We start from the raw sequence: 19,957 nt of genomic DNA, 5'->3' as shown, positions 1-19,957 counted from the left end.
GCTGGGCGCAGGGGCGGAGGGGTTTTCCGCCTCGGCTGACACGGGGGAATGCGGCGCTGGCGTTGTCGCCCCCCTCTCCCCTTGAGGGAGAGGGGCCGGGGGTGAGGGGTCCTTGTGCGGGTCGCCCGCACTTGGGACGGCGTGTCTATCGCTCACCGCTTGACCTCCCATTTGGTCCGGCGCTCGCCGGTCTCGGGGTCCTTGTAGTCCATGAGCTGGATGCCCTGCTCGAGCAGTTCGGCGCGGATGGCGTCGGCTTTGGCGAAGTCCTTGGCGGCGAGGGCTTCGAGGCGGGCGTCTCTCGCGGAAATAATCGTGATCTCGTCGATCTCCGGGACGGTCGCCGTATTGACGTTATAGTTACCGCTCTCAGCCCTCATAACATGGTGTGACGGACTATTTTGCTTCAACCCGACGCCGAGGATTTTCAACAAGGCCTGAGCCATTGCGACCCCATGGTCCGACCTTAAGTTTTCTTTACCGACCACTATCCTGATTGCATCGCTGATACGCAGGTCATCCAGAAGGGCGTCTTGCAGTTCCAGCGACAGCTCCGGCAACTGGTCCACATCCACCGCACTCGCGCGGCGAGACACCCGGGTCCAGATGTTCTCCGCCTCCTCCAGCCGCGCAACGGAAAAGTCGATCGGTTCGCGGTAGTGGGTCATCAGCATGGCGAGACGCAGGACTTCGCCGGGCCAGGTGCGGCCACCGAATTTCTCGGTTTCCAGCAGATCGTGGATGGTGACGAAATTGCCTTCGGACTTGCTCATCTTCCGGCCTTCGACCTGAAGATAGCCGTTGTGCATCCAGACGTTCGCCATATTGGGCGTCTGGTTGGCGCAGCAGGATTGGGCGATTTCGTTTTCGTGGTGGGGGAAGATCAGGTCCAGCCCGCCGCCGTGGATGTCGAAGGTGTCGCCCAGAAACGCCTTGCTCATGGCCGAGCATTCGATGTGCCAGCCGGGCCGGCCCCGGCCCCAGGGACTTTCCCAGCCCGGCTCGTTGGCGTCTGACGCTTTCCAGAGCACGAAATCGGCCGGGTTCTCCTTGTGGGACTCCACCGCGACGCGGGCGCCGGCGATGTTGTCCTCGAGGTTGCGGCCCGAGAGCCGCCCGTACTGCTCCATCGAGCCGACGCGGAACAGCACCTCGCCGCCCGCCGCATAGGCATGGCCTTGCCCCACGAGGGTCTCGATCATCGCGATCATGTCGGGGATATGGGCGGTCGCGCGTGGCTCGTGGGTCGGCGCAAGGCAGCCGAGGGCGGCGACGTCGCGGTGGAACTGGGCCGCCGTGGTTTCGGTGACCCGGGCGATGGCGTCGTTGAGCGGCAGGTCGGGGAAATCCCGAGCGGCGCGGGCATTGATCTTGTCGTCCACGTCGGTGATGTTGCGCACATAGGTGACGTGGTTCTCGCCGTAGACATGGCGCAGAAGCCGGAACAGGACGTCAAAGACGATCACGGGCCGCGCGTTGCCGATATGGGCGAAATCGTAGACTGTCGGCCCGCACACATACATGCGAACGTTGCGCGCATCGATGGGTGCGAAATCTTGCCTGGCACGCGTCAGCGTGTTGTGAAGCCTGAGCGCTGGTGCGTCTGCCGACATGTGAATGGTCAATCCCTCAGCCAGAAATGATCGCTCCGGCAGCGGGTCCAATCCTGATGTCTGGATGATGAAAACCGCGCCGCCAACGAGTGGTTAGCGGATAATGATGCAGCCGATGATGCAGATCGGGGTCATGGTTTTCATGGCGCGCACCATGGACGCTCGCGCACGCGAAATCAAGCGGCAATAAGAAACGGGCGGCACCTGAGCGCCGCCCGCCATGACGCACTTTGGAGAAGCGCGTTCCGGGTCAGTCGGCCCGGAACTGACCGTGGCAGGCTCTGCATGTCGCTCCCACGGCACTGATGTTGGCGACGTATCCTTCCTGATCGGCCACATCGGCAGCAGCGAGCGCGGCTTCGGCCGCAACCAGCGCATCGTCGAAGAGGGCCAGGAAGGCCTCGCGATTCTCGAACGCGGCCGGCAGCGTTTCGCCGAGCGTCTCGGGGTTCTCGAAAAGATTGGGCAGGATCGTGAAATTCTCGACGAAGGTCTGCGCTGCGACAACGGCATCCTGGCCCGTTGCGTCCGCCGCGCCGCGCAGGGTCATCCCGTTCGACCGCATCAGCTCCGTCCGCTGGGCGACTTCGTCCTCGCCCTGGGAAAGCACCGGCGAGCCAGCGCCTATGGCCAGTGATGCCGCCAGAACCAGCGTCCAGATTTTCGGTTTTCTGCTCATCGGCGCGTTGTGTCCCTCAAGGTCGCCGGCGCATCGGCAACCGGACAAGTGAGACAGAGCGTCGCATGGAGCGCGTGGGGCACCAAGCCGCTCACGCAAAGTTTAGCTCACCTCTTGTGGACGGTGACCGTCTGATCGATAGCGCCGAAAACCGAGCGGCCATCGGCGTCGACCGCATCGATGCGCACCCGGTCCCCTGCCTTGAGGAAGGGGGTGCGCGCCTTGCCAATCTTGAGCTTTTCGACCACCCGCGCCTCGGCAATGCAGCCAAAGCCCACGCCGCCACGCTTGAGCGGCAGCATGTCGTCATGGGCATTGGCCACGGTGCCCGATCCGATGATGGTGCCGGTGGACAATTCGCGCGTGCGCGAGGCTTCCACGATCAGGTCGACGAAGTCGAAGCGCACATCTCGCCCGGCATTGGGCTGACCATAGAGGCTGTCGTTGACATGGGCGCGCAGAGCCAGATGCAGACGGTTGTCGCGCCAGCAATGGCCCAGCGCTTCGGGCGTGACGAACACAGGCGCAAAACTGGTCGAGGGCTTGGAGTGGAAAAAGCCGAATCCCTCCTCAAGGTCGGCAGCGACAAGCCGGCGCAGCGAAACGTCGTTGCACACACCCACGAGACGGATGGCGGCGGCCGCTTCCTCGCGCGTTGCCTTCATGGGCACGCGGGAGAGAACCACGGCGATCTCGGCCTCGAAATCCACGGCCAGTTCGTCGGACGGAACCAGCATGGGCGCCTGCGGGCCTGAAAGGGTGTCCGAGCCGCCCTGGTACATGATGGGCCGTTCGTCCTGCAGGCCCTGATCGCGGCTGCCCTTGAGAGAGCGCACGCGATCGAGATGGACCATGTAGCCCGAGCCGTCGATCCACTGATACGCCCTGGGCAGTGGCGCAAGCGCCTCGGCGGGATTGAACGGCATACCGGCGATCTCGCGCCGGTCTAGCTGGGCTGCGACGGCGCCGAGAATGGGCGCGCAGCGCTGCCAGTCATCGAGCGCCGACTGCAGGGTGGACGCGATGCGACCAGCCGAGACGAAGCGGGTAAGGTCGCTCGACACGATGACCAGATGCCCGTCTGGCCGTCCATTGCGCAGGCTCGCGAGTTTCATGCAACGAGTCTCATGGGGACAATTCACCTGACAGGGGTTCGCGTAACGTTAAGACGGTGCATACCGCGCCTGGATTATTATTCCTCGGCTGGGGGATCGATGAATGGCCGGGCGCGTTTGTCTGGCCCACGGGTAGCGGATGTGATGAATCAGGCGCAAGCGATTTCTCTATGGGCCAGAAGGCTGACGCTCGGCCTTCTGGCGTTCGGTGGGCTCGCCGTGTCGGCGATCCAGCCGGCGCAAGCGCAGGTCGACGCGTGCACCGAACTCGCCTCGATGATCCGCGACATAGAGGCCGACCCAACCTTCAGGGCGCACAATTCGGGCAATCCGCAGAGCCGCTCGATGGTGGGGCAGAACCTCACCCAGCAGCGCGCGGCATTCATCTCGGACTTCAACCGGTTCAACTGCGGCGCCGGTGGTGGCCAGCAGCGCCAGCAGGCGCGCCCGGGCGACTGGCTGGACCGGATGTTCGGCCCCATGCCCGGCCAGAATGCTCAACCGGGGTTTGATTATGGTCAGCCGGCACCGGCCCCGACCCGCCAGACCCGGCGCACGGTGTGCGTGCGGACCTGCGACGGCTTTTTCTGGCCGATCAGCTTTTCCACGACCGACGAACACGTCAACCAGGACGCGATCAGGTGCCACGAGATGTGCCCGGGCAGCGACGTGCTGTTGTTCTCGTATCGCAATCCCGGCGAACAGCCCGAGGACATGATCTCGCTGTCGGGGGCGCCCTATCGCTCAGCGCCCTACGCGTTCCTGTACCGCGAACGCGTCGACAAGTCCTGCTCGTGCAGGCGCCCCGAGACCGAGATGGTCGCGTTTTCCGGCCAGCCGGGGCAATCGGAAGCGGTTCTGCCCTTCGAGACGGCCGACGTGCCCCTACCGCGCCGCGACCCCCGTCAGGCCGAAGCCAGCGCTTCTGCCGCCGCGACCGGCGAGGCAGTCGGCGAGCCTACCGAGCTCAACATCGTCCATTTCGGGGATCGGCCGGTCAGGATAGTCGGTCCGCAGACGCCTTACGTCCCACAAGCGGAAGAAGCGTCCTGAGTTCAGGGCCATCGGCCCGGCCCGTCAACGCCAGCCGCAGCGGCAGGAACAACCCTTTGCCCTTGCGCCCGGTACGGGCCTTGAGCGCGTCGGTCCAGCTTTTCCAGGTGCTCTCGTCCCAGGGCTCGGGCGGAAGTGCGTCCCGGGCCTCGGCGATGAACTCGCGATCCTCGTCGGCGACGACGGGAGTCACGGGACCGGACACGAGGGTCGCGAGGTCTGCGATCTCGGGCAGACGGATGATGTTGGGGCGCAGGGCGAGCCACATCTCCTCGCTGTCGACACCGAAACGCGCAAGGCGATCTCTTGCAACTTCGAAGCTCATCGTGTGCAGCATGCGGGCGTTGAGGCCCGCCAGTTCGTTGAGATCGAAGCGCGCGGCGCCGTGGGAAATCATCGAGAAATCGAGCTTCTCGGCGATGGCGTCGAGGCTCTCATAGGGTTCGACCGGCAGGCTGGTTCCGGTGACAGAAGCCATGATCGCGACGGCCAGCGCCTCATAGCCCTGGGCGCGCAGGTCCTCGAGCGAGAGCGAGCCCAGGCGCTTGGAAAACCCCTGCCCTTCAGAATCGGTGAGGAGGTTGTGGTGCGCAAAGACCGGCACGGTGCCGCCCAACGCCTCGAACAGCTCGATCTGGGCGCCGGTGTTGGAGACGTGATCTTCGCCACGAATGACATGGGTGACGCCGAGCTCCATGTCGTCGACGACCGAGGGGAGCGTATAGAGATAGCTGCCGTCCTCGCGCACCAGAACGGGATCGGACATGGCATCGGTGTTCACGGTCTGCTCGCCGCGCACCAGATCGGTGAAGGTCACCGCCCTGCCCTCGAGCCGGAATCGCCAGTGCGGCCTGCGGCCCTCCGCTTCGAGGCGTTCCCGATCCTCTGCCGTCAGCGCCAGCGCCGCGCGGTCGTAAATGGGCGGGCGGCCCAGCGCACGGGCGCGCTTGCGCTTGCGGTCGAGCTCGTCGGCGGTTTCATAGCACGGGTAGAGCCGGCCATCGGCAATCAGCCGGTCGCGGGCCGCGTCGTGGAGCGCGACGCGGTCGGACTGGCGCACCGTACGGTCGGGCACGATGCCGAGCCAATCGAGGTCAGCCTCGATGCCCCGGGCGAAAGCCTCGGTGGAGCGGGCCGTATCGGTATCGTCGAACCGCAGGATGAAGCTGCCGGCATGGCGGCGCGCGAACAGCCAATTGAGGATCGCGGGCCGGGCATTGCCCGGATGGAGTTTGCCGGTCGGGGACGGAGCATAGCGGACGACGACACTCATCGCGCGATGCTCCCGTCGCGGTAGCCCGACGTGATCGGGTATTTGCGTCCGATGCCGAATGCCTTGGCGCTGATCTTGGGGCCGGGCGCGGCCTGACGGCGCTTGAATTCGGCGATGTAGATCAGGCGCTCGACCCGGCGCACCAGATCTTGCTCAAAGCCGCGCGCCACCAGATCGGCGATCGAGGCTTCCTCCTCGATCAGCCCTTCGATGATGGCGTCCAGCACCGCGTAGGGGGGCAGCGAATCCTGGTCGGTCTGATCGGGGCGCAACTCGGCGCTCGGGGCCTTGGTGATGATCTCGGGCGGGATGACGATGCCCGCGGGGCCCCGCACATCGGTCGGCTGGTAGGAATTGCGCCATGCGGCCAGCTCGTAAACCTGAGTCTTGAGCATGTCCTTGATGGGATTGTAGGCGCCGTTCATGTCGCCATAGATCGTGGCATAACCCACGGCAATCTCGGACTTGTTGCCCGTGGTTATGAGCAGCGCACCGAGCTTGTTGGACACCGCCATCAGGATGGTTCCGCGCATGCGCGACTGCAGGTTTTCCTCGGTGATGTCGGGTTCGAGGCCGGCAAACAGCCCGCCCAGCGCATCGTTGGCCGCCTCGACGGGGCCGCCGATGGGCACGATGTCATAGCGCACCCCGAGGGTCTGGGCGCAGGCCTTTGCGTCGCGCAGGCTCTCCTGGGAGGTGTAGCGATAGGGCAGCATGATGCAGTGCACGTTCTCGGCGCCGATGGCATCGACGGCGATGGCGGCCACGATCGCCGAGTCGATGCCGCCCGAAAGGCCGAGGACAACCTTGGTGAATCCGTTCTTTTCCACGTAATCGCGCAGGCCAAGCATCGCCGCATGCCAGGGCGCCTCGTTGATCGGCACGAGATCGGTGACCCGACCGGCCGCGCAATGCCAGCCCTTCTCGCCCTTTTCCCAGTCCGAGAGGACCATGTCCTCGACAAAGCTCTTGCCCTGGAAGGCGAGCGAGCCGTCCGGATTGACCCCGAAGGACGCGCCGTCAAAGACCAGTTCGTCCTGTCCGCCGACCTGATTGAGATAGAGAAGCGGCAGGCCGCTGCTCGCCACGCGGTCGCGCACGAGTTCGATGCGCAGGCGCTGCTTGTTGCGCCAGTAGGGCGAGCCGTTGGGGCACAGCAGGATTTCCGAACCGGCTGCCGCAAGATGGGCGCAGACCCGCTCGTGCCAGACGTCCTCGCAGATGGGCACGCCGACCGAAAGCCCCTTGATGGTCATAGGCTCGGGCAAGGCGCCGGGCGTGAAATAGCGGGCTTCGTAGAAGACGTCGTTATTGGGCAGCTCGACCTTGTCGCGCCGGTCGATGATCGCGCCGTCCTCGATCAGGAGCACCGAATTGAAGAGCTTGCCATCGACCGACCAGATGGTGGGCAGCAGCACGGACACTTCTCGGCCCGCCGTTTCCCGGGCCAGCGTTTTGGCCGCCTGCATGGCCTCTGTGACGAACTGGCGCTTGAACAGGAGGTCCTCGGGGAAATAGCCGGTGAGGAACAGTTCCGTGAACATCAGGATGTCGGCGCCCTCGGCCTCGGCGGCGGCGATGGCCGTCCGGCCACGCTCGAGATTGGCCGAGATGGCCCCCACTTTGGGATTGAGCTGGGCCAGCGCGATGCGGAGTCGATCTGTCACGGGGCAAATGTCCATTGGCGATACAAGGCGGCGCAAGACTTATCTTGAGCCACTGCCCGGGGCAAGCGTCGGCCCCTCGCCATTGCTGCGGGCCAAACAAAAAGGGCCGGCACATGGCCAGCCCTTCCACGGATCATGGAAGATCGGTCAGAACGTGCCGGTCAGCTCGATGACAGGACCCCAGCGCATCAGCTCGATCTCGCCCTCGCGGACAAAGCCTTGCGCGTTGTCGCCGTCAGCATCGCGCCGCTCGTAATAGGTTTCGGTGGGGCCGGTCAGATAGTAGCCCCGCGCGCCGGCCCTGATCATGATGTTCTCGGTGGCCTGCACCCCGACCATGGCCTCGAGCGATCCGCCATAGAGGTGCCCGGTGATGGTGGCCGCCGACCCCTGTCCCGGATCGGTGCCGTTCACGCCCGGGCCGAACGCGCCGTAGGTGCCGTTCAGCGCGGCGTAGGGAATGGCGGCGGCGTCGACTCGTATGTCGAAGATGTCGTTTATGCGAGCCTGCCCGGTGATGCCCAGACGCAGTCCGTGCACCTCGAGCATGTTGGGCTCGCTGTCCCCTCCCCCCGAGCTGGTGTAGAATTCCGAGCGGCCCATATCTATGGATTCGTTGAGGTACTGGTAGCCGACGAAGCCGCCGATCGCCAAAGGCTCGGTCTGGTAGGGAATGTAGCCGAAATCGGCGCTGCCATAGGCGATGCGGCCCGAACTGGTTTCCTGCTCGCCTCCTGTAGGCCCGCTATAGGTCCCGTCGATGATCGCGGCATAGCCGAGATTGCCGAGCAGGTAGGTCTTGGTGACGGCATCGTCGATCCGGCCGTGCAGCTCGACGAAATGGCTCGAATCATCGGCCTCGTGGGTCTCCCCGCCACCAAAATCGGCGCGGTGGCTTCCCTGCCCGTAAAAATAGCGCAGACCGGCCTCGAAGGTGAGCGGGGTCGCCGGCTCGTGGTCGATGGCGTAGGCCTGCTTGAAGATCGGCTCTCCGGTCCCCCAGTCTGCCGCCAGCGCAGGAAGTGCGGCAGTACAGACCGCGGCGCCTGCCGCCAGTGCAACAACGATACGGGCCATGCTCATCTCCGATACGCGGATACCAGTAACAGAAGACCGTTTATGCGCCTGTTAGGGTTAACAGCGCGCTAAAGCGAAGCTGGCCGGAATGCCCCGGCTGGACAAAGACAAGCGCCCGCGGACGGGTCCGCGGGCGCTCGATGAAATCGTCGGAATGCCGGTGGGCTGGGCTTTAGTACCCGACCGCCTGCGCGGGCTCTCCCGTGCGCTGGCTCTGCATCTCCTCGGCAATCAGGAACGCCAGCTCCAATGCCTGGGAGGCATTGAGGCGCGGGTCGCAATGGGTGTGGTAGCGATCCGAGAGCGTGGCCTCGGTCACCGCCGACACGCCACCGGTGCACTCGGTCACGTCGCGCCCGGTCATCTCCACATGCACGCCACCGGCGATGGTGCCCATCTGGCGATGGATGTCGAAGAACTGCTTGACCTCCGAAAGGATGCGGTCGAATGGCCGGGTCTTGAAGCCCGAGGAGGCCTTGATGACGTTCCCGTGCATGGGATCGCAGCACCAGACCACCGTGCGGCCTTCAGACTTCACAGTCTCGATCAGCCGCGGCAGGTGTTCCTCGACCTTGTCCGACCCGAACCGGGCGATCAGCGTCAGGCGACCGGCCTCGTCCTTGGGGTTGAGCGTGTCCATCAGGCGCTTGAGGTCTTCGCTCGTGAGCGAGGGCCCGCACTTGACCCCGATCGGGTTCTTGATACCCGAGAAGTATTCCACATGCCCATGGTCGGGATTGCGCGTGCGATCGCCGATCCAGAGCATATGCCCGGAGGTCGCGTACCAGTCGCTGGTGATCGAGTCGCGACGGGTCATCGCTTCCTCGTAGCCCAGAAGAAGGGCTTCGTGGGAGGTGAAGAACTTGGTTTCGCGCAGGACCGGGGTGTTTTCGGGGTTGAGTCCTAGTGCTCCCAGGAATTCGATGGCGTTGTCGATCTTCCTGGCAACCTCTTCATAGCGCGGGTACCAGTTGGAATCCTTCATGAAGCCCATGGTCCATTCATGGACGCGCGAGAGATTGGCAAAGCCGCCTGCGGAAAACGCGCGCAGCAGGTTCAGCGTCGCCGCCGACTGGCGGTACGCTTCGAGCTGGCGGTTGGGATCGGGAATCCGCGCTTCGGGCGTGAAGTCGATCCCGTTGATGATGTCGCCACGGTAGGAGGGCAGCTCCACCCCGTCGATGGTCTCGGTATCCGCCGAGCGCGGCTTGGCGAACTGGCCAGCGATGCGGCCGACCTTGACCACGGGCTTTGAGGCGCCATGGGTCAGCACCACCGCCATCTGCAAAAAGACGCGGAAGAAATCGCGGATATGGTCCGCGTGGTGTTCGGCAAAGCTTTCGGCGCAGTCACCACCCTGGAGAAGGAAGGCCTTTCCCCTTGCGACCTCGGCGAGATGTGCCTTGAGATCACGGGCCTCGCCTGCAAAAACCAGCGGGGGAAACGAGGACAGACGGGCCTCTACCGCCTCGAGCTCTGTGGTGCTCGGATAGGTCGGGACCTGCAGGATTGGCTTTGTCCTCCAGCTGTCAGGCGTCCACGTGCTCATCGTTTCACTCACTGTTCAAAATCGGCATGATCGCCGTCCGGAAAACCGGACGGGTGAGGCGGTCTACCAAGCTAACCGTCCCATGCCAAGCATTCTATAGTAGAACAGGGTGCCTGTCCGCCGCGGGTGCGGCAGATCGGTCACGCTGTCTTCTTCTCACCATCGATGATGCAATAGGACGGCGCCTTGAGGGTCACCAGTTCTTCGGCAGCGGTGGGATGGACCGCGACGGTGCGGTCGAAATCGGCCTTGGTGGCGCCCATGCCCATCGGAATGGCGACAAGCTGGATCATCTCCCCCGCCCCCGGCCCGGCGATATGGCAGCCAAGCACCCGTCCGCTCGCGGTCTCGGTGATGAGCTTGAGCATCATCTTTTCGGGCCGGTCCGAAAGCGTGTTCTGCATGGGCCGGAACCGCGCCACATAGACGTCGATGGAACGGTAGCGGCTGGCCGCGTCCTCCTCGGAAAGCCCGACCGTGCCCACTTCGGGTTCGGAAAAGACCGCCGTAGGAATGAGATCGTAGGGCACCGTGGTCGGGGTGTGATGAAAGACCGTCTGGGCGAAAGCTGCGCCCTCGCGGATGGCCACCGGCGTCAGCGCTGCCCTGCCGGTCACGTCGCCCACCGCGTGGATCGAGGGACAGGACGACCGGGAATATTCGTCAACGACGATGGCTCCGGTCTGGTCGCATTCCACTCCGGCGTTCTCGAGCCCGAGGCCCTTGGTGTTGGGGTGCCGTCCGGTGGCGAACATGACCGCGTCGAACGGGGCTTCCTCCCCATTGGAGAATGAAACACAGACCTTGCCGTCATCCTGCTTTGCGAGCTTTGCGGTGTGGTAGCCGTAGCGGAACCGCACGCCACGCTGATGGAGCCCGTCTTCCACGCAGTCGCGCACATCCATGTCGAAGCCGCGCAGGATCTTGTCGCGCCGGTAGATGAGTGTCACTTCCGACCCCAGTCCGGCAAAGATGGTCGCGAACTCGACCGCGATATAGCCCCCGCCTTCGATCAGGATCGACTTGGGGAGCTGCTCGAGATGGAACGCCTCATTGGAGCTGATGCCCAGCTCGGCGCCCTCGATCGCCGGGGTGAACGGCGTGCCTCCCGTGGCCACCAGAATGTGCTCGGCGTGCAGCTCGTCGCCCGAATCCAGCCTGACGGTATTGGGCCCGGTGATCGTCGCCCGGTCCTTGATGGCTGTGACCCCCGCGGCCTCGAGCAGAGTGCCGTAGATCTTTTCGAGCCGGTCGATCTCGCGGTCCTTGTTGGCAATCAGCGTCGGCCAGTCGAACCTGGCATCGACCTGCCAGCCGAAGCTGGGCGCGATGTCGAAGGTATCGGCGAAGCGGGACGCAAAGACCAAGAGCTTCTTGGGCACGCAGCCCCGGATGACGCAGGTGCCGCCGTACCGGAACTCCTCGACCAGCGCGACCCTGGCGCCAAATCCGGCCGCCATGCGCGCCGCACGGACGCCGCCCGAGCCGCCCCCGATCACCACGAGATCGAATGTCTTTTCCATGCGCGTCCTCGAAACTGCGGCCTGGAGCAAAGGAGCCCCAGTGGGTTGGAAACGTCACGCTTCCGGAGCGGATCAGGACTCATGGAGCCCTTGAAGGAAGCGCGCTGGCATATCGTGCGCCGAAACCGGTTGGCATAAAAAAGCCCCCCGCACAAGGCGAGGGGCCGGTCTGGCGCGGGCGGCGCGGCTCTTACACGTTGTGGCCGGCTTCGCGAAGCACAGTGCGCACGCGTGACATGAACTCGCCCCGGGCATTGCTCTCCCAGACGCCCAGAACGCGCTGCATGTCCTGGTTGATCGCACGGTTGCTGCCGAGAAGCTTCTGGCCGGTATCGGAGCGGTAGAAGCCGATGATCTCCTGGAGCTCTTCCTGGGTGAACCGGGTGGCATAGACCCGCCCAAACAGGGAGAACAGCTCGTCCTTGTCGACCATGTACTGGTCCACCACCGCCTGAACGGCCTCGGGCAGTGGATCGATGAGATCGGGGTCCTGCTGGACGAGCGTGCGCATGGTGGAGACACCGAGTTCGACCAGCGTGGTTTCATAGACCCGGCCGCGGTCGGTCATCTGGGCGTATTCGACCGCGAGCGCGAGATGCTCGGGCGAGATTTCCTGCTGCGCCTTGGCCGGCATCAGCGCTCCAAGCGCCATGGATCCTGCGAGCAGAATGGCAAGCGGCCAGCGGCGCGCGTTCGGCATGATTGTCATGTGCTATCGTTCCTCTGACGAATTGCGTTCCTGCAAGAGCCTTCCATCATCGAACCCCGATCCGATGTGCGGCTCAGATTTCCTTTTCCAGGCTCCTCGCCCCGCAGCTATCGGGACATGGCCGGGTGCGTGCCCATCACCTCCCGCCGGACATCCGGACCACGCCATCGGGCGCTGCGAGATAGGCCTCCTGGCACAGTCCCAGAAACAGCCCGTGCTGGACAACCCCCGGAATGTCCAGGAGCGCATGGGAAAGGTCCTTTGCGTCCGAAATGCGGCCAAATGATGCGTCCACGATCAGGTGACCGCCATCGGTTACGAACCGCCCGCCGTCCGCGCCCTGCCGGATGACGGCCTCCCCTTGGGCGGTGTGGGCAGCCATCACCGCGCGGATCGCTGCGAGCGTCGCCCCGAGACCGAAGGCGTTGACTTCCACGGGAAGCGGGAACCGGCCCAGCGCCTCCACGCGCTTGGACGAATCGGCGATGACCACCATGCGGTCAGATGCGGCCGCGACGATCTTTTCGCGCAGCAGCGCACCGCCACCGCCCTTGATGAGCTGGAAATCGGCGTCGATCTCGTCGGTGCCGTCGACCGTCACATCGAGCCTTTCGATCTCGTCGAGCGTGGCCAGTGCAATGTTGCGCTCCCGGGCCTGACGGGCCGTCGCCTCGGAGGTCGGCACGCAGATGCACGCGAAGCCCTCGGCCACCATGTCCCCGAGCAGATCGACGAAATGGGCGGCGGTCGAGCCCGTGCCCAGTCCGATCCGCATGCCCGACGAGAGTTCCGACAGTGCCGCCCGCGCGGCCTCCTTCTTGAGGTGCTCGCTCATCTGCTTCTCCCGGCCCCTGATGGCGCACCCTTGTTGCGCTCGCTCACCGATGTCAATCATCCGTCAGGCGGAGACGGGTGGCCACCAGCGGCCATTTTGTTTCCCGCTTGCAACACTCGGGCCGGTCAGTGCCTGCTCGAGCGGTCAAAAGCGCTTGATCCATCTTCCGCCCCGCGCGCCAACCGCATAAGCAGCCATCAGGGACTGCGACGGGTGGTCGCGCTCGTTATCGAAGGGGCTCGTATTGGCAATGACTTCACTGAAATCTACCGGCAGACTGGTTCTGGCGCTCGTCATGGTGCTTGCCGGCCTTGGCGCCGCACAGGCCCAGACCCGGGTCTACGATTCACGCACCGGCGCGTTCATCGACGTTCCAGGCGCTTCGGCAGCTCCTTCGCACAACCCGATCCCGCGCGAGATCGTCGCCTATGGCGAAAACCACGCGCCCGGCACCATCATCGTCGAGACCTCCGAGCGTCGCCTATACTACGTGCTGGGCAATGGCCAGGCCGTGAAGTACGGGGTGGGCGTGGGCAAGGAAGGCTTCACCTGGGCCGGCACGAACCGGATTTCGCGCAAGGCCGAATGGCCCAGCTGGCGCCCGACCGAGAACATGATCCGGCGCGATCCCTCGCTGCCGCGCTTCATGGAAGGCGGGCCGGAAAATCCGCTCGGCGCGCGGGCGCTCTATATCGGTTCGTCCTATTACCGTCTGCACGGGACGTCCGAGCCCTGGTCGATCGGCCAGGCCGTCTCCTCGGGCTGCATCCGTCTCACCAATGAGGACATCACGGACCTCTACGAGCGCGTCGAGGTCGGCAGCCGGGTGATCGTCAGGCACTGATCGCCCCAGGGGCATATTTTGACCGGACCGGCTATGATCGCCGGTCCGGAACACCTATGTTGAGCCCCATGGCAGTGCATTACCCAACCGATCGTCCCCTCGTTGACAGCTATGGCCGTCATGTGACGTATCTGCGCATATCGGTCACCGACCGGTGCGATTTCCGTTGCACTTATTGCATGGGCGAGGACATGACGTTCCTGCCCAAGTCGGAAGTTCTCAGCTTCGAGGAAATCCGCACGATCGTTTCGACTTTCGTGGCCCGTGGAGTCCGCAAGGTGCGGCTCACGGGCGGCGAGCCGCTGGTGCGTCGCGACATCATGAAACTGATCGAGGCGCTTTGCCAGGAACACCTGCTCACCGGCGCCCTCGAGGAAGTCACCCTCACCACCAATGGCAGCCAGCTCGCGCGCCATGCCGAAACACTCGCCGGCCTCGGGGTCAAGCGCGTCAACGTCTCGCTCGACACGCTCGACGCGGACAAGTTCGCCGAGATCACCCGCAGGGGGCGCCTGCCCCAGGTGCTGGACGGCATCGCGGCGGCGCGTTCGGCCGGGCTCGCGGTCAAGTTGAACATGGTGGCGCTCAAGGGCGTGAACGAGGCCGAGATCGTGCCCATGCTCGACTGGGCGCATTCCGAGGGCATGGAGCTGACCCTGATCGAAGCCATGCCTTTGGGCGATGTGGCGCTGGACCGACACGACACCCATCTTTCGCTGCGCGAGGTCCGCGACCGGCTGGCCGAGCGCTATACGCTCGAGCCGATCGCAAAGCGCACCGGAGGCCCTGCCCGCTACATGCGCGTGGCCGAGACCGGCGGCACGATCGGGTTCATCACCCCGCTGAGCCATAATTTCTGCGAAAGCTGCAATCGGGTGCGCCTGACCTGCACCGGCCAGCTCTACATGTGCCTGGGTCAGGATGATCGCGTCGATCTGCGGCGGGCCCTGCGCGAAGGCGGCGTTACGGCGCTCGATGCGGCGCTCGACGCGGCGATGATCGCCAAGCCCAAGGGCCATGACTTCGTGGTGGATCGTCAGGCGCTGGCGCCGGCCGTGGCGCGGCACATGTCGGTGACCGGCGGCTGACCGGACCTATTTCTCGTCGACCAGCGCGTATTCGAGCGGCAGGGCCGTGGTGTACTTGATCTGCTCCATGGCGAACGACGAGCTCACATCGGTGAGCGCGATTCGCGAGATCAGCTTTTTGTAAAAGACATCATAGGCCTGGATCGAGGGCACCACGACGCGCAGGAGGTAATCGACCTCCCCGCTCATGCGATAGAACTCGACCACTTCGGTGAATTCCTCGACCGCGGCAGCGAATTTGCGGAGCCACGCATCGTTGTGCTCATTGGTGCGCACAGCGACGAAAACGGTGACGCCGGCATTGACCTTGGCGGGATCGAGAACCGCAACACGGCGCTTGATGATCCCCTCTTCTTCCATTTTCTGGATTCGGCGCCAACAGGGCGTGGTCGACAGCCCCACCTTCCGGCCGATCTCCGCCACCGGCATGGTGGCATCCTTCTGCAACAGCTGGAGTATCTTGCGATCGAGCTTGTCGAGCGCCATGCTTGGCCCCTTGAAATAGTATTTCCATGTGCGGTCTGATTTACGCGCCCATTGGAAAATTGTCCGCCTCGGAGCCGTATTTGATTGTCAGGCCGGGCCGATGTCAAGACGATCGCGCAAAATGGGCACGCTTCGCATTTGAAGCAAATCCGTTCGGCGACGGGCCGAGGGCATGTTTTGCCCGACCGCCCGTGCAACCGCCTGTTAACCACAAAGCCGCTAGCGTTGAGCCGGGTCGAAGGACTGCGCGTACCCCTGCAGTCCAGTTGAGTATCGTAGTAGCGTATCGAGTAGAGTAATGGCAGCCAGCCCGGCGAGTGATCGTCATCAGGCCAGTCGAGGCGTGCACGAGCCACGCAGGAACATGTCGCGCACGCTGCGCGATGCACGCCAGCGCCTGACGTCGAGCTCCGGCACCCGGGTGGATTTCGACTACGACCTTCTCGACGACTATGCCGGGGCCCGGCTGAGCGGGTTCCTGCCCATGCTCCTGGTCGTGGGGACACTCGCCTTTTTCGCCACGCTCTGGGTTCCGGTGCAATTCGCCGCCGGCTGGGCTGGGGTCGTCCTGCTGGCCAATGGCTCGGTGGCCCTCGTTTGCCGGCAGTTCCGCCGCACGGCGGCCAGCAATTTCAATGCGCGCCGGTGGACCGCGACGTTCGTGGCGGGCGAAACCATACACGGGCTCGCCTGGGCCATGCTCCCGGTCCTCAGCCTCGTGAGCAATTCCCCCGATATCCTCGTCATCATCTTTGCCATGCTTCTGGTCGGCATGGCGGCCAATGCCGTGGCCACCCGCACCCTGCCCCGGACAACGCTGTTTGCGAACCTGCCCGCCTGCCTTTCGGTCTCGATCACGCTGGGGGTGACTGGGGGCACGCTCAACTATGCGATGGCGGCGGTCGCGATCGGGGCTTTCTTCTTTTTCCTGTTTCTTGCGCACCAGTTGCACACCTCCCAGCTCGGCAATCTCGAGCACCAGCTCGAGAAGGACGGACTGATCCTCGAGCTCGAGGAGGCCCGCAACATGTCCGACGAAGCGCGCCGGCATGCCGAGCAGGCCAACATCGCCAAGTCGCGCTTTCTGGCGACCATGAGCCACGAGCTGCGCACGCCGCTCAACGCCATCATCGGCTTTTCCGAGGTGCTGAAATCTGAACTGCTCGGCCCGCACACGGTGCCTCAATACAAGGAATATGCAGGGGACATTCACGCCAGCGGGCAGCACCTTTTGACCCTGATAAACGAATTGCTCGACCTCTCGCGCATCGAAGCGGGCAAGTATGATCTGAGCGAGGACGCGGTGAACCTCGAGGACATCGCCGGCGACTGCAAGCGCATGCTCGACATCCGGGCGCGGGCCAAGAGCATCGAGTTCGTGTTTGCCATTGAATCCGGCCCGCTGCCCAAGCTCTGGGGCGACGAACGGGCGATCCGGCAGGTGGTGCTGAACCTTCTGTCCAACGCCATCAAGTTCACGCCCCAGTCGGGCAAGGTCACGCTCAAGGTCGGCCGGAACCGGGAGGGCGGTCAGTTCATCTCGGTGACCGACAATGGCCCGGGAATCCCCGAGAACGAGATCGAGACCGTGTTGTCCTCGTTCGGACAGGGCTCTCTGGCGCAAAAGACCGCCGAACAGGGTGCCGGGCTTGGCCTGCCCATCGTCCAGAAGATCATGGACCTGCATCAGGGACGGTTCGACCTCTTCTCCAAGCTGCGCTTCGGCACCGAAGCGATCGCGACCTTCCCGCGCGCACGCGTCATGGAGGGCATTGCTCCGATCAGGGAAGCCGAGCGTCTCCAGATCTATTCGGAAGCCGGCTAGAACAGGCTCCGCCGCGTCCGTCAGACGGCCCGCAGATCCTCGATCAGCGTTCCCACTTCGGGGATTTCCGCGTCATGGGGTTCGTCGCGGATCGTTTCCGCCACGCCCTCGGCATACCATTGTTGCATGGCCGGATGCCCGAGCAGACGGCTGGCGTAATCCATGGCGGCGCGGCCGAGCTCCAGCCCATAGGTCTGGAGGCGGAAAACAACGGGCGCAAAGAACGCGTCGGCAACCGAAAAGGTCGGGCCGGCCAGCCAAGGGCCGTTGAACTGGTGGAGCCCATCGCTCCAGAGTTCGTCGAGCCGGTCGAGGTCACGCTGCACGGCGTCCGAGACCGTGTGGAGCAGCACGCGGACACCCACATTCATGCCGCAGACCGACCGCAGCGCGCCAAAGCCCGAATGCATCTCGGCGCTGGCAGAGCGTGCCCAGGCCCTTGCCGCACGGTCTGCGGGCCAGACCTGGGGGTGATCCTCGGCGACATATTCGCAGATGGCCAGGGAGTCCCAGACGGTGGTCGATCCGTCCACGAGGCAGGGCACCAGCCCGGTGGGCGAGAACTGGCGGAACGTCTCGTAGCTCGAGCCTTCCAGGAAGGGCACGAACTTTTCCTCGAACGCGATGTCGTGGGCCCGCAGCAGAACCCAGGGCCGCAGCGACCAGGACGAGTAATTCTTGTTGGCGATATAAAGGTCGTACATGGCGCCTCAGCTCCTGTTCGATACGCGGGCCTGGTCGAATGTGGACATGTTGGCATGGACGTGAACCGCCGTCTTGCACAGGACCGCGGCCAGCGCCGCGCCGGTCCCCTCCCCCAGCCGCATGCCCAGATCGAGCAGCGCGGGCCGCTCCATGGCCGCCAGGGCCCTCTTATGGCCGGTCTCGGCCGAGACATGGCCAAACAGGCAATGGTCGATGGCGTTGGGCGATACCGCCTGGGCGATGGCCGCAGCGCTGGTGGCGACGAAGCCGTCGATGATGACGGGGATTTTCTGGTGGCGCGTGGCGATGATGGCGCCGACCATGGCTGCGATCTCGCGCCCACCCAGATTGGCGAGAATATCGAACGGGTCCGAGATGCGGCCCGCATGGCGGGCGAGCGCCCGGTCCACCGCCCCGGCCTTGCGGCCGAGCCCTTCGGCATCCACCCCGGTGCCCGGGCCGACCCAGTCGGCGCCCGTGCCGCCAAAGAGCGCGGCATAGATGGCGGCGGCCACCGTGGTGTTGCCGATGCCCATCTCGCCGATGCACAGCAGGTCGGGCTCGCCCGCGATCGCTTCCATGCCATAGGCGATGGTTGCCGCGCAGGTGCGCTCGTCCATGGCGGGCACGACGGTGATATCCCCGGTCGGGACCTCCAGCGCCAGCTCGAACACCCGCAGATTGAGCTCGTGCTGGGCGCAGATCTGGGAGATGGCGGCACCGCCTGAGGTGAAATTGGACACCATCTGGCGGGTCACCTCGCGGGGGAAGGCCGAGACGTTCTGATCGGTGACCCCGTGATTGGCGGCAAAAATCGCAACCATCGGATTGGTGATCGCGGGCTCGGCTTTTCCCTGCCAGCGGGCGATGAACGCAACCAGCTCCTCCATCCGCCCCAGCGACCCGGCAGGCTTGGTCAACTGGGCGTCACGCGCGCGAACGGCGGCAACCGCGGCCTCGTCCCCCTCGGGTCCCAACATAAGGAGATCGCGAAAATCGGCAAAGGCTTGGGCAGACATGGCGGCTCCGGAACGGGGGTGCTAGAACAGGGCACACTTGTCCGCGATTCAAGAGGCCAGCGCAATGCGGGAGGAGATGGGAGGGCCACCGCCCCCCCACAATGAGAACCGGCCGGTCCGCGGCGGGCTGGTGGCCGATATGGTCATGGCCATCCGCTTCTATTCCCGGCTGCCCATCCCCGGGGGCAACCACGAGGCCCCGGACCTTTCGCGCATCGGCATGGCCGTGCCCTTTGCGGGACTGGTTATCGGTGCCGGCCCTGCTCTGCTGCTGCTGGCGGGCGGGCTCGCGGGCCTGCCGTCGCTCTTTGTCGCGCTCGCTGCCCTGGTTGCCTGGGTCATGGTCACGGGCGCCATGAGCGAGGACGCGCTGGCCGACGCGGCGGACGGGTTGTTCGGCGGTTCGACGCCCGAGCGACGGCTGGAAATCCTCAAGGACAGCCGGCACGGCACCTATGGCGTGCTGGCGCTCGTCCTCGCCGTGGGGCTCAAGGCGGCTGCGCTCGCGCACATGGCCACGGTCTCCCCGCTCGCGGCAGCGCTGGCCTGGCTGGCCGCATCGACCATCGCGCGCGCCGCATCGCTCTATCTGGCGCTGGCGCTCAGGCCGGCGCGCGCGCAGGGAGCTGCGGCGACGGCCGGGCGCATTTCGCGGAACGCTTTTCTGGTGGGGATCGTTTTTGCCTGCGCGATCGGCTTTCTGCTGGTCGCTCCTTTCGTTGGCGTCCTCGGCGTCGTGTTGTCCTACGGCCTTGCCGCGCTTGTGGTGGTGTGGTGGACACGGCTTTGTGACCGCCTGGTGGCCGGGATGACCGGTGATTTGATTGGCGCGCTCCAGGGGCTGGTTGAAATTGTGCTGCTGGCTTCCCTAATGGGACTGGTCACGCCATAGACGAG

At 64.7% G+C, this 19,957-nt stretch carries 18 protein-coding genes; 5 read left to right on the top strand and 13 right to left on the bottom strand.

Annotated elements, in window-relative coordinates; genetic code table 11:
• Positions 1-152: 152 nt before the first annotated feature.
• The 3 genes from cysS to EO136_RS17700 form a co-directional block, all read right to left on the bottom strand.
• A complete protein-coding gene (cysS, locus tag EO136_RS17710) occupies positions 153-1,613 on the bottom strand; it encodes a cysteine--tRNA ligase (RefSeq protein WP_127145718.1) in 1,461 nt (486 codons plus the stop codon).
• 250 nt (positions 1,614-1,863) lie between these two features.
• Entirely contained in the window at positions 1,864-2,292 is a 429-nt protein-coding gene (locus EO136_RS17705) for a cytochrome c (RefSeq protein WP_127145717.1), read from the bottom strand.
• A 107-nt stretch (positions 2,293-2,399) separates the two neighbouring features.
• Positions 2,400-3,407 carry a fumarylacetoacetate hydrolase family protein gene (locus EO136_RS17700; protein WP_127145716.1) on the bottom strand — a complete coding sequence of 336 codons (1,008 nt, stop codon included), beginning with the start codon at positions 3,405-3,407 and terminating at the stop codon, positions 2,400-2,402.
• 144 nt (positions 3,408-3,551) lie between these two features.
• Between EO136_RS17700 and EO136_RS17695 the strand changes: the two genes are divergently transcribed.
• Positions 3,552-4,460 (top strand): DUF2865 domain-containing protein, encoded by a 909-nt coding sequence (locus EO136_RS17695; RefSeq protein WP_164730680.1) that lies wholly within the window; start codon positions 3,552-3,554, stop codon positions 4,458-4,460.
• On the opposite strand, the gene gltX is transcribed toward EO136_RS17695, so the two are convergent.
• From gltX to rpiA, 7 genes are all read right to left on the bottom strand, one after another.
• Entirely contained in the window at positions 4,405-5,733 is a 1,329-nt protein-coding gene (gltX, locus tag EO136_RS17690; RefSeq protein ID WP_127145714.1) for a glutamate--tRNA ligase, read from the bottom strand. The two genes, EO136_RS17695 and gltX, sit on opposite strands and share 56 nt — an antisense overlap.
• Positions 5,730-7,415 (bottom strand): NAD+ synthase, encoded by a 1,686-nt coding sequence (locus EO136_RS17685; protein ID WP_164730679.1) that lies wholly within the window; start codon positions 7,413-7,415, stop codon positions 5,730-5,732. The genes gltX and EO136_RS17685 overlap by 4 nt, the downstream gene beginning before the upstream one ends.
• Positions 7,416-7,547: 132 nt before the next feature.
• The gene (locus tag EO136_RS17680; RefSeq protein ID WP_127145712.1) at positions 7,548-8,477 is read right to left on the bottom strand and encodes a hypothetical protein; all 930 of its coding nucleotides are present in this window, start codon (positions 8,475-8,477) and stop codon (positions 7,548-7,550) included.
• 172 nt (positions 8,478-8,649) lie between these two features.
• Entirely contained in the window at positions 8,650-10,026 is a 1,377-nt protein-coding gene (locus EO136_RS17675) for a class II 3-deoxy-7-phosphoheptulonate synthase (RefSeq protein ID WP_127145711.1), read from the bottom strand.
• Between the two features lie 140 nt (positions 10,027-10,166).
• Positions 10,167-11,549 carry a glutathione-disulfide reductase gene (gor, locus tag EO136_RS17670; protein WP_127145710.1) on the bottom strand — a complete coding sequence of 461 codons (1,383 nt, stop codon included), beginning with the start codon at positions 11,547-11,549 and terminating at the stop codon, positions 10,167-10,169.
• A gap of 190 nt (positions 11,550-11,739) precedes the next feature.
• Positions 11,740-12,258 (bottom strand): DUF2059 domain-containing protein, encoded by a 519-nt coding sequence (locus EO136_RS17665; RefSeq protein ID WP_127145709.1) that lies wholly within the window; start codon positions 12,256-12,258, stop codon positions 11,740-11,742.
• 136 nt (positions 12,259-12,394) lie between these two features.
• Positions 12,395-13,093, bottom strand: a complete 699-nt coding sequence (rpiA, locus tag EO136_RS17660; RefSeq protein ID WP_127145708.1) for a ribose-5-phosphate isomerase RpiA — start codon at positions 13,091-13,093, stop codon at positions 12,395-12,397.
• Between the two features lie 250 nt (positions 13,094-13,343).
• Between rpiA and EO136_RS17655 the strand changes: the two genes are divergently transcribed.
• Entirely contained in the window at positions 13,344-13,937 is a 594-nt protein-coding gene (locus EO136_RS17655) for a L,D-transpeptidase (protein WP_127145707.1), read from the top strand.
• 68 nt (positions 13,938-14,005) lie between these two features.
• Positions 14,006-15,025, top strand: a complete 1,020-nt coding sequence (gene moaA / locus EO136_RS17650; RefSeq protein WP_127145706.1) for a GTP 3',8-cyclase MoaA — start codon at positions 14,006-14,008, stop codon at positions 15,023-15,025.
• Positions 15,026-15,031: 6 nt separating this feature from the next.
• On the opposite strand, the gene EO136_RS17645 is transcribed toward moaA, so the two are convergent.
• Positions 15,032-15,511 carry an Lrp/AsnC family transcriptional regulator gene (locus EO136_RS17645; RefSeq protein WP_127145705.1) on the bottom strand — a complete coding sequence of 160 codons (480 nt, stop codon included), beginning with the start codon at positions 15,509-15,511 and terminating at the stop codon, positions 15,032-15,034.
• A 364-nt stretch (positions 15,512-15,875) separates the two neighbouring features.
• On the opposite strand from EO136_RS17645, the gene EO136_RS17640 reads away from it, so the two are divergent.
• Complete coding sequence (locus EO136_RS17640; protein WP_246018437.1) at positions 15,876-17,336, top strand: sensor histidine kinase; 1,461 nt, start codon at positions 15,876-15,878, stop codon at positions 17,334-17,336.
• A gap of 20 nt (positions 17,337-17,356) precedes the next feature.
• Here the strand turns inward: EO136_RS17640 and EO136_RS17635 are convergent, their stop codons facing one another.
• Positions 17,357-18,040, bottom strand: a complete 684-nt coding sequence (locus EO136_RS17635; RefSeq protein ID WP_127145703.1) for a glutathione S-transferase family protein — start codon at positions 18,038-18,040, stop codon at positions 17,357-17,359.
• 6 nt (positions 18,041-18,046) lie between these two features.
• Positions 18,047-19,060, bottom strand: coding sequence for a nicotinate-nucleotide--dimethylbenzimidazole phosphoribosyltransferase (cobT, locus tag EO136_RS17630; protein WP_127145702.1), 1,014 nt, complete (start codon positions 19,058-19,060; stop codon positions 18,047-18,049).
• Between the two features lie 76 nt (positions 19,061-19,136).
• Between cobT and EO136_RS17625 the strand changes: the two genes are divergently transcribed.
• Complete coding sequence (locus EO136_RS17625) at positions 19,137-19,952, top strand: adenosylcobinamide-GDP ribazoletransferase (RefSeq protein ID WP_164730677.1); 816 nt, start codon at positions 19,137-19,139, stop codon at positions 19,950-19,952.
• Positions 19,953-19,957: the final 5 nt, after the last annotated feature.

The organism is Pelagibacterium montanilacus (assembly GCF_003992665.1).
Lineage (GTDB): Bacteria > Pseudomonadota > Alphaproteobacteria > Rhizobiales > Devosiaceae > Pelagibacterium > Pelagibacterium montanilacus.
Note: the sequence above shows the minus strand (reverse complement) of the source record. Positions and strands in the feature narration are given on the sequence as shown.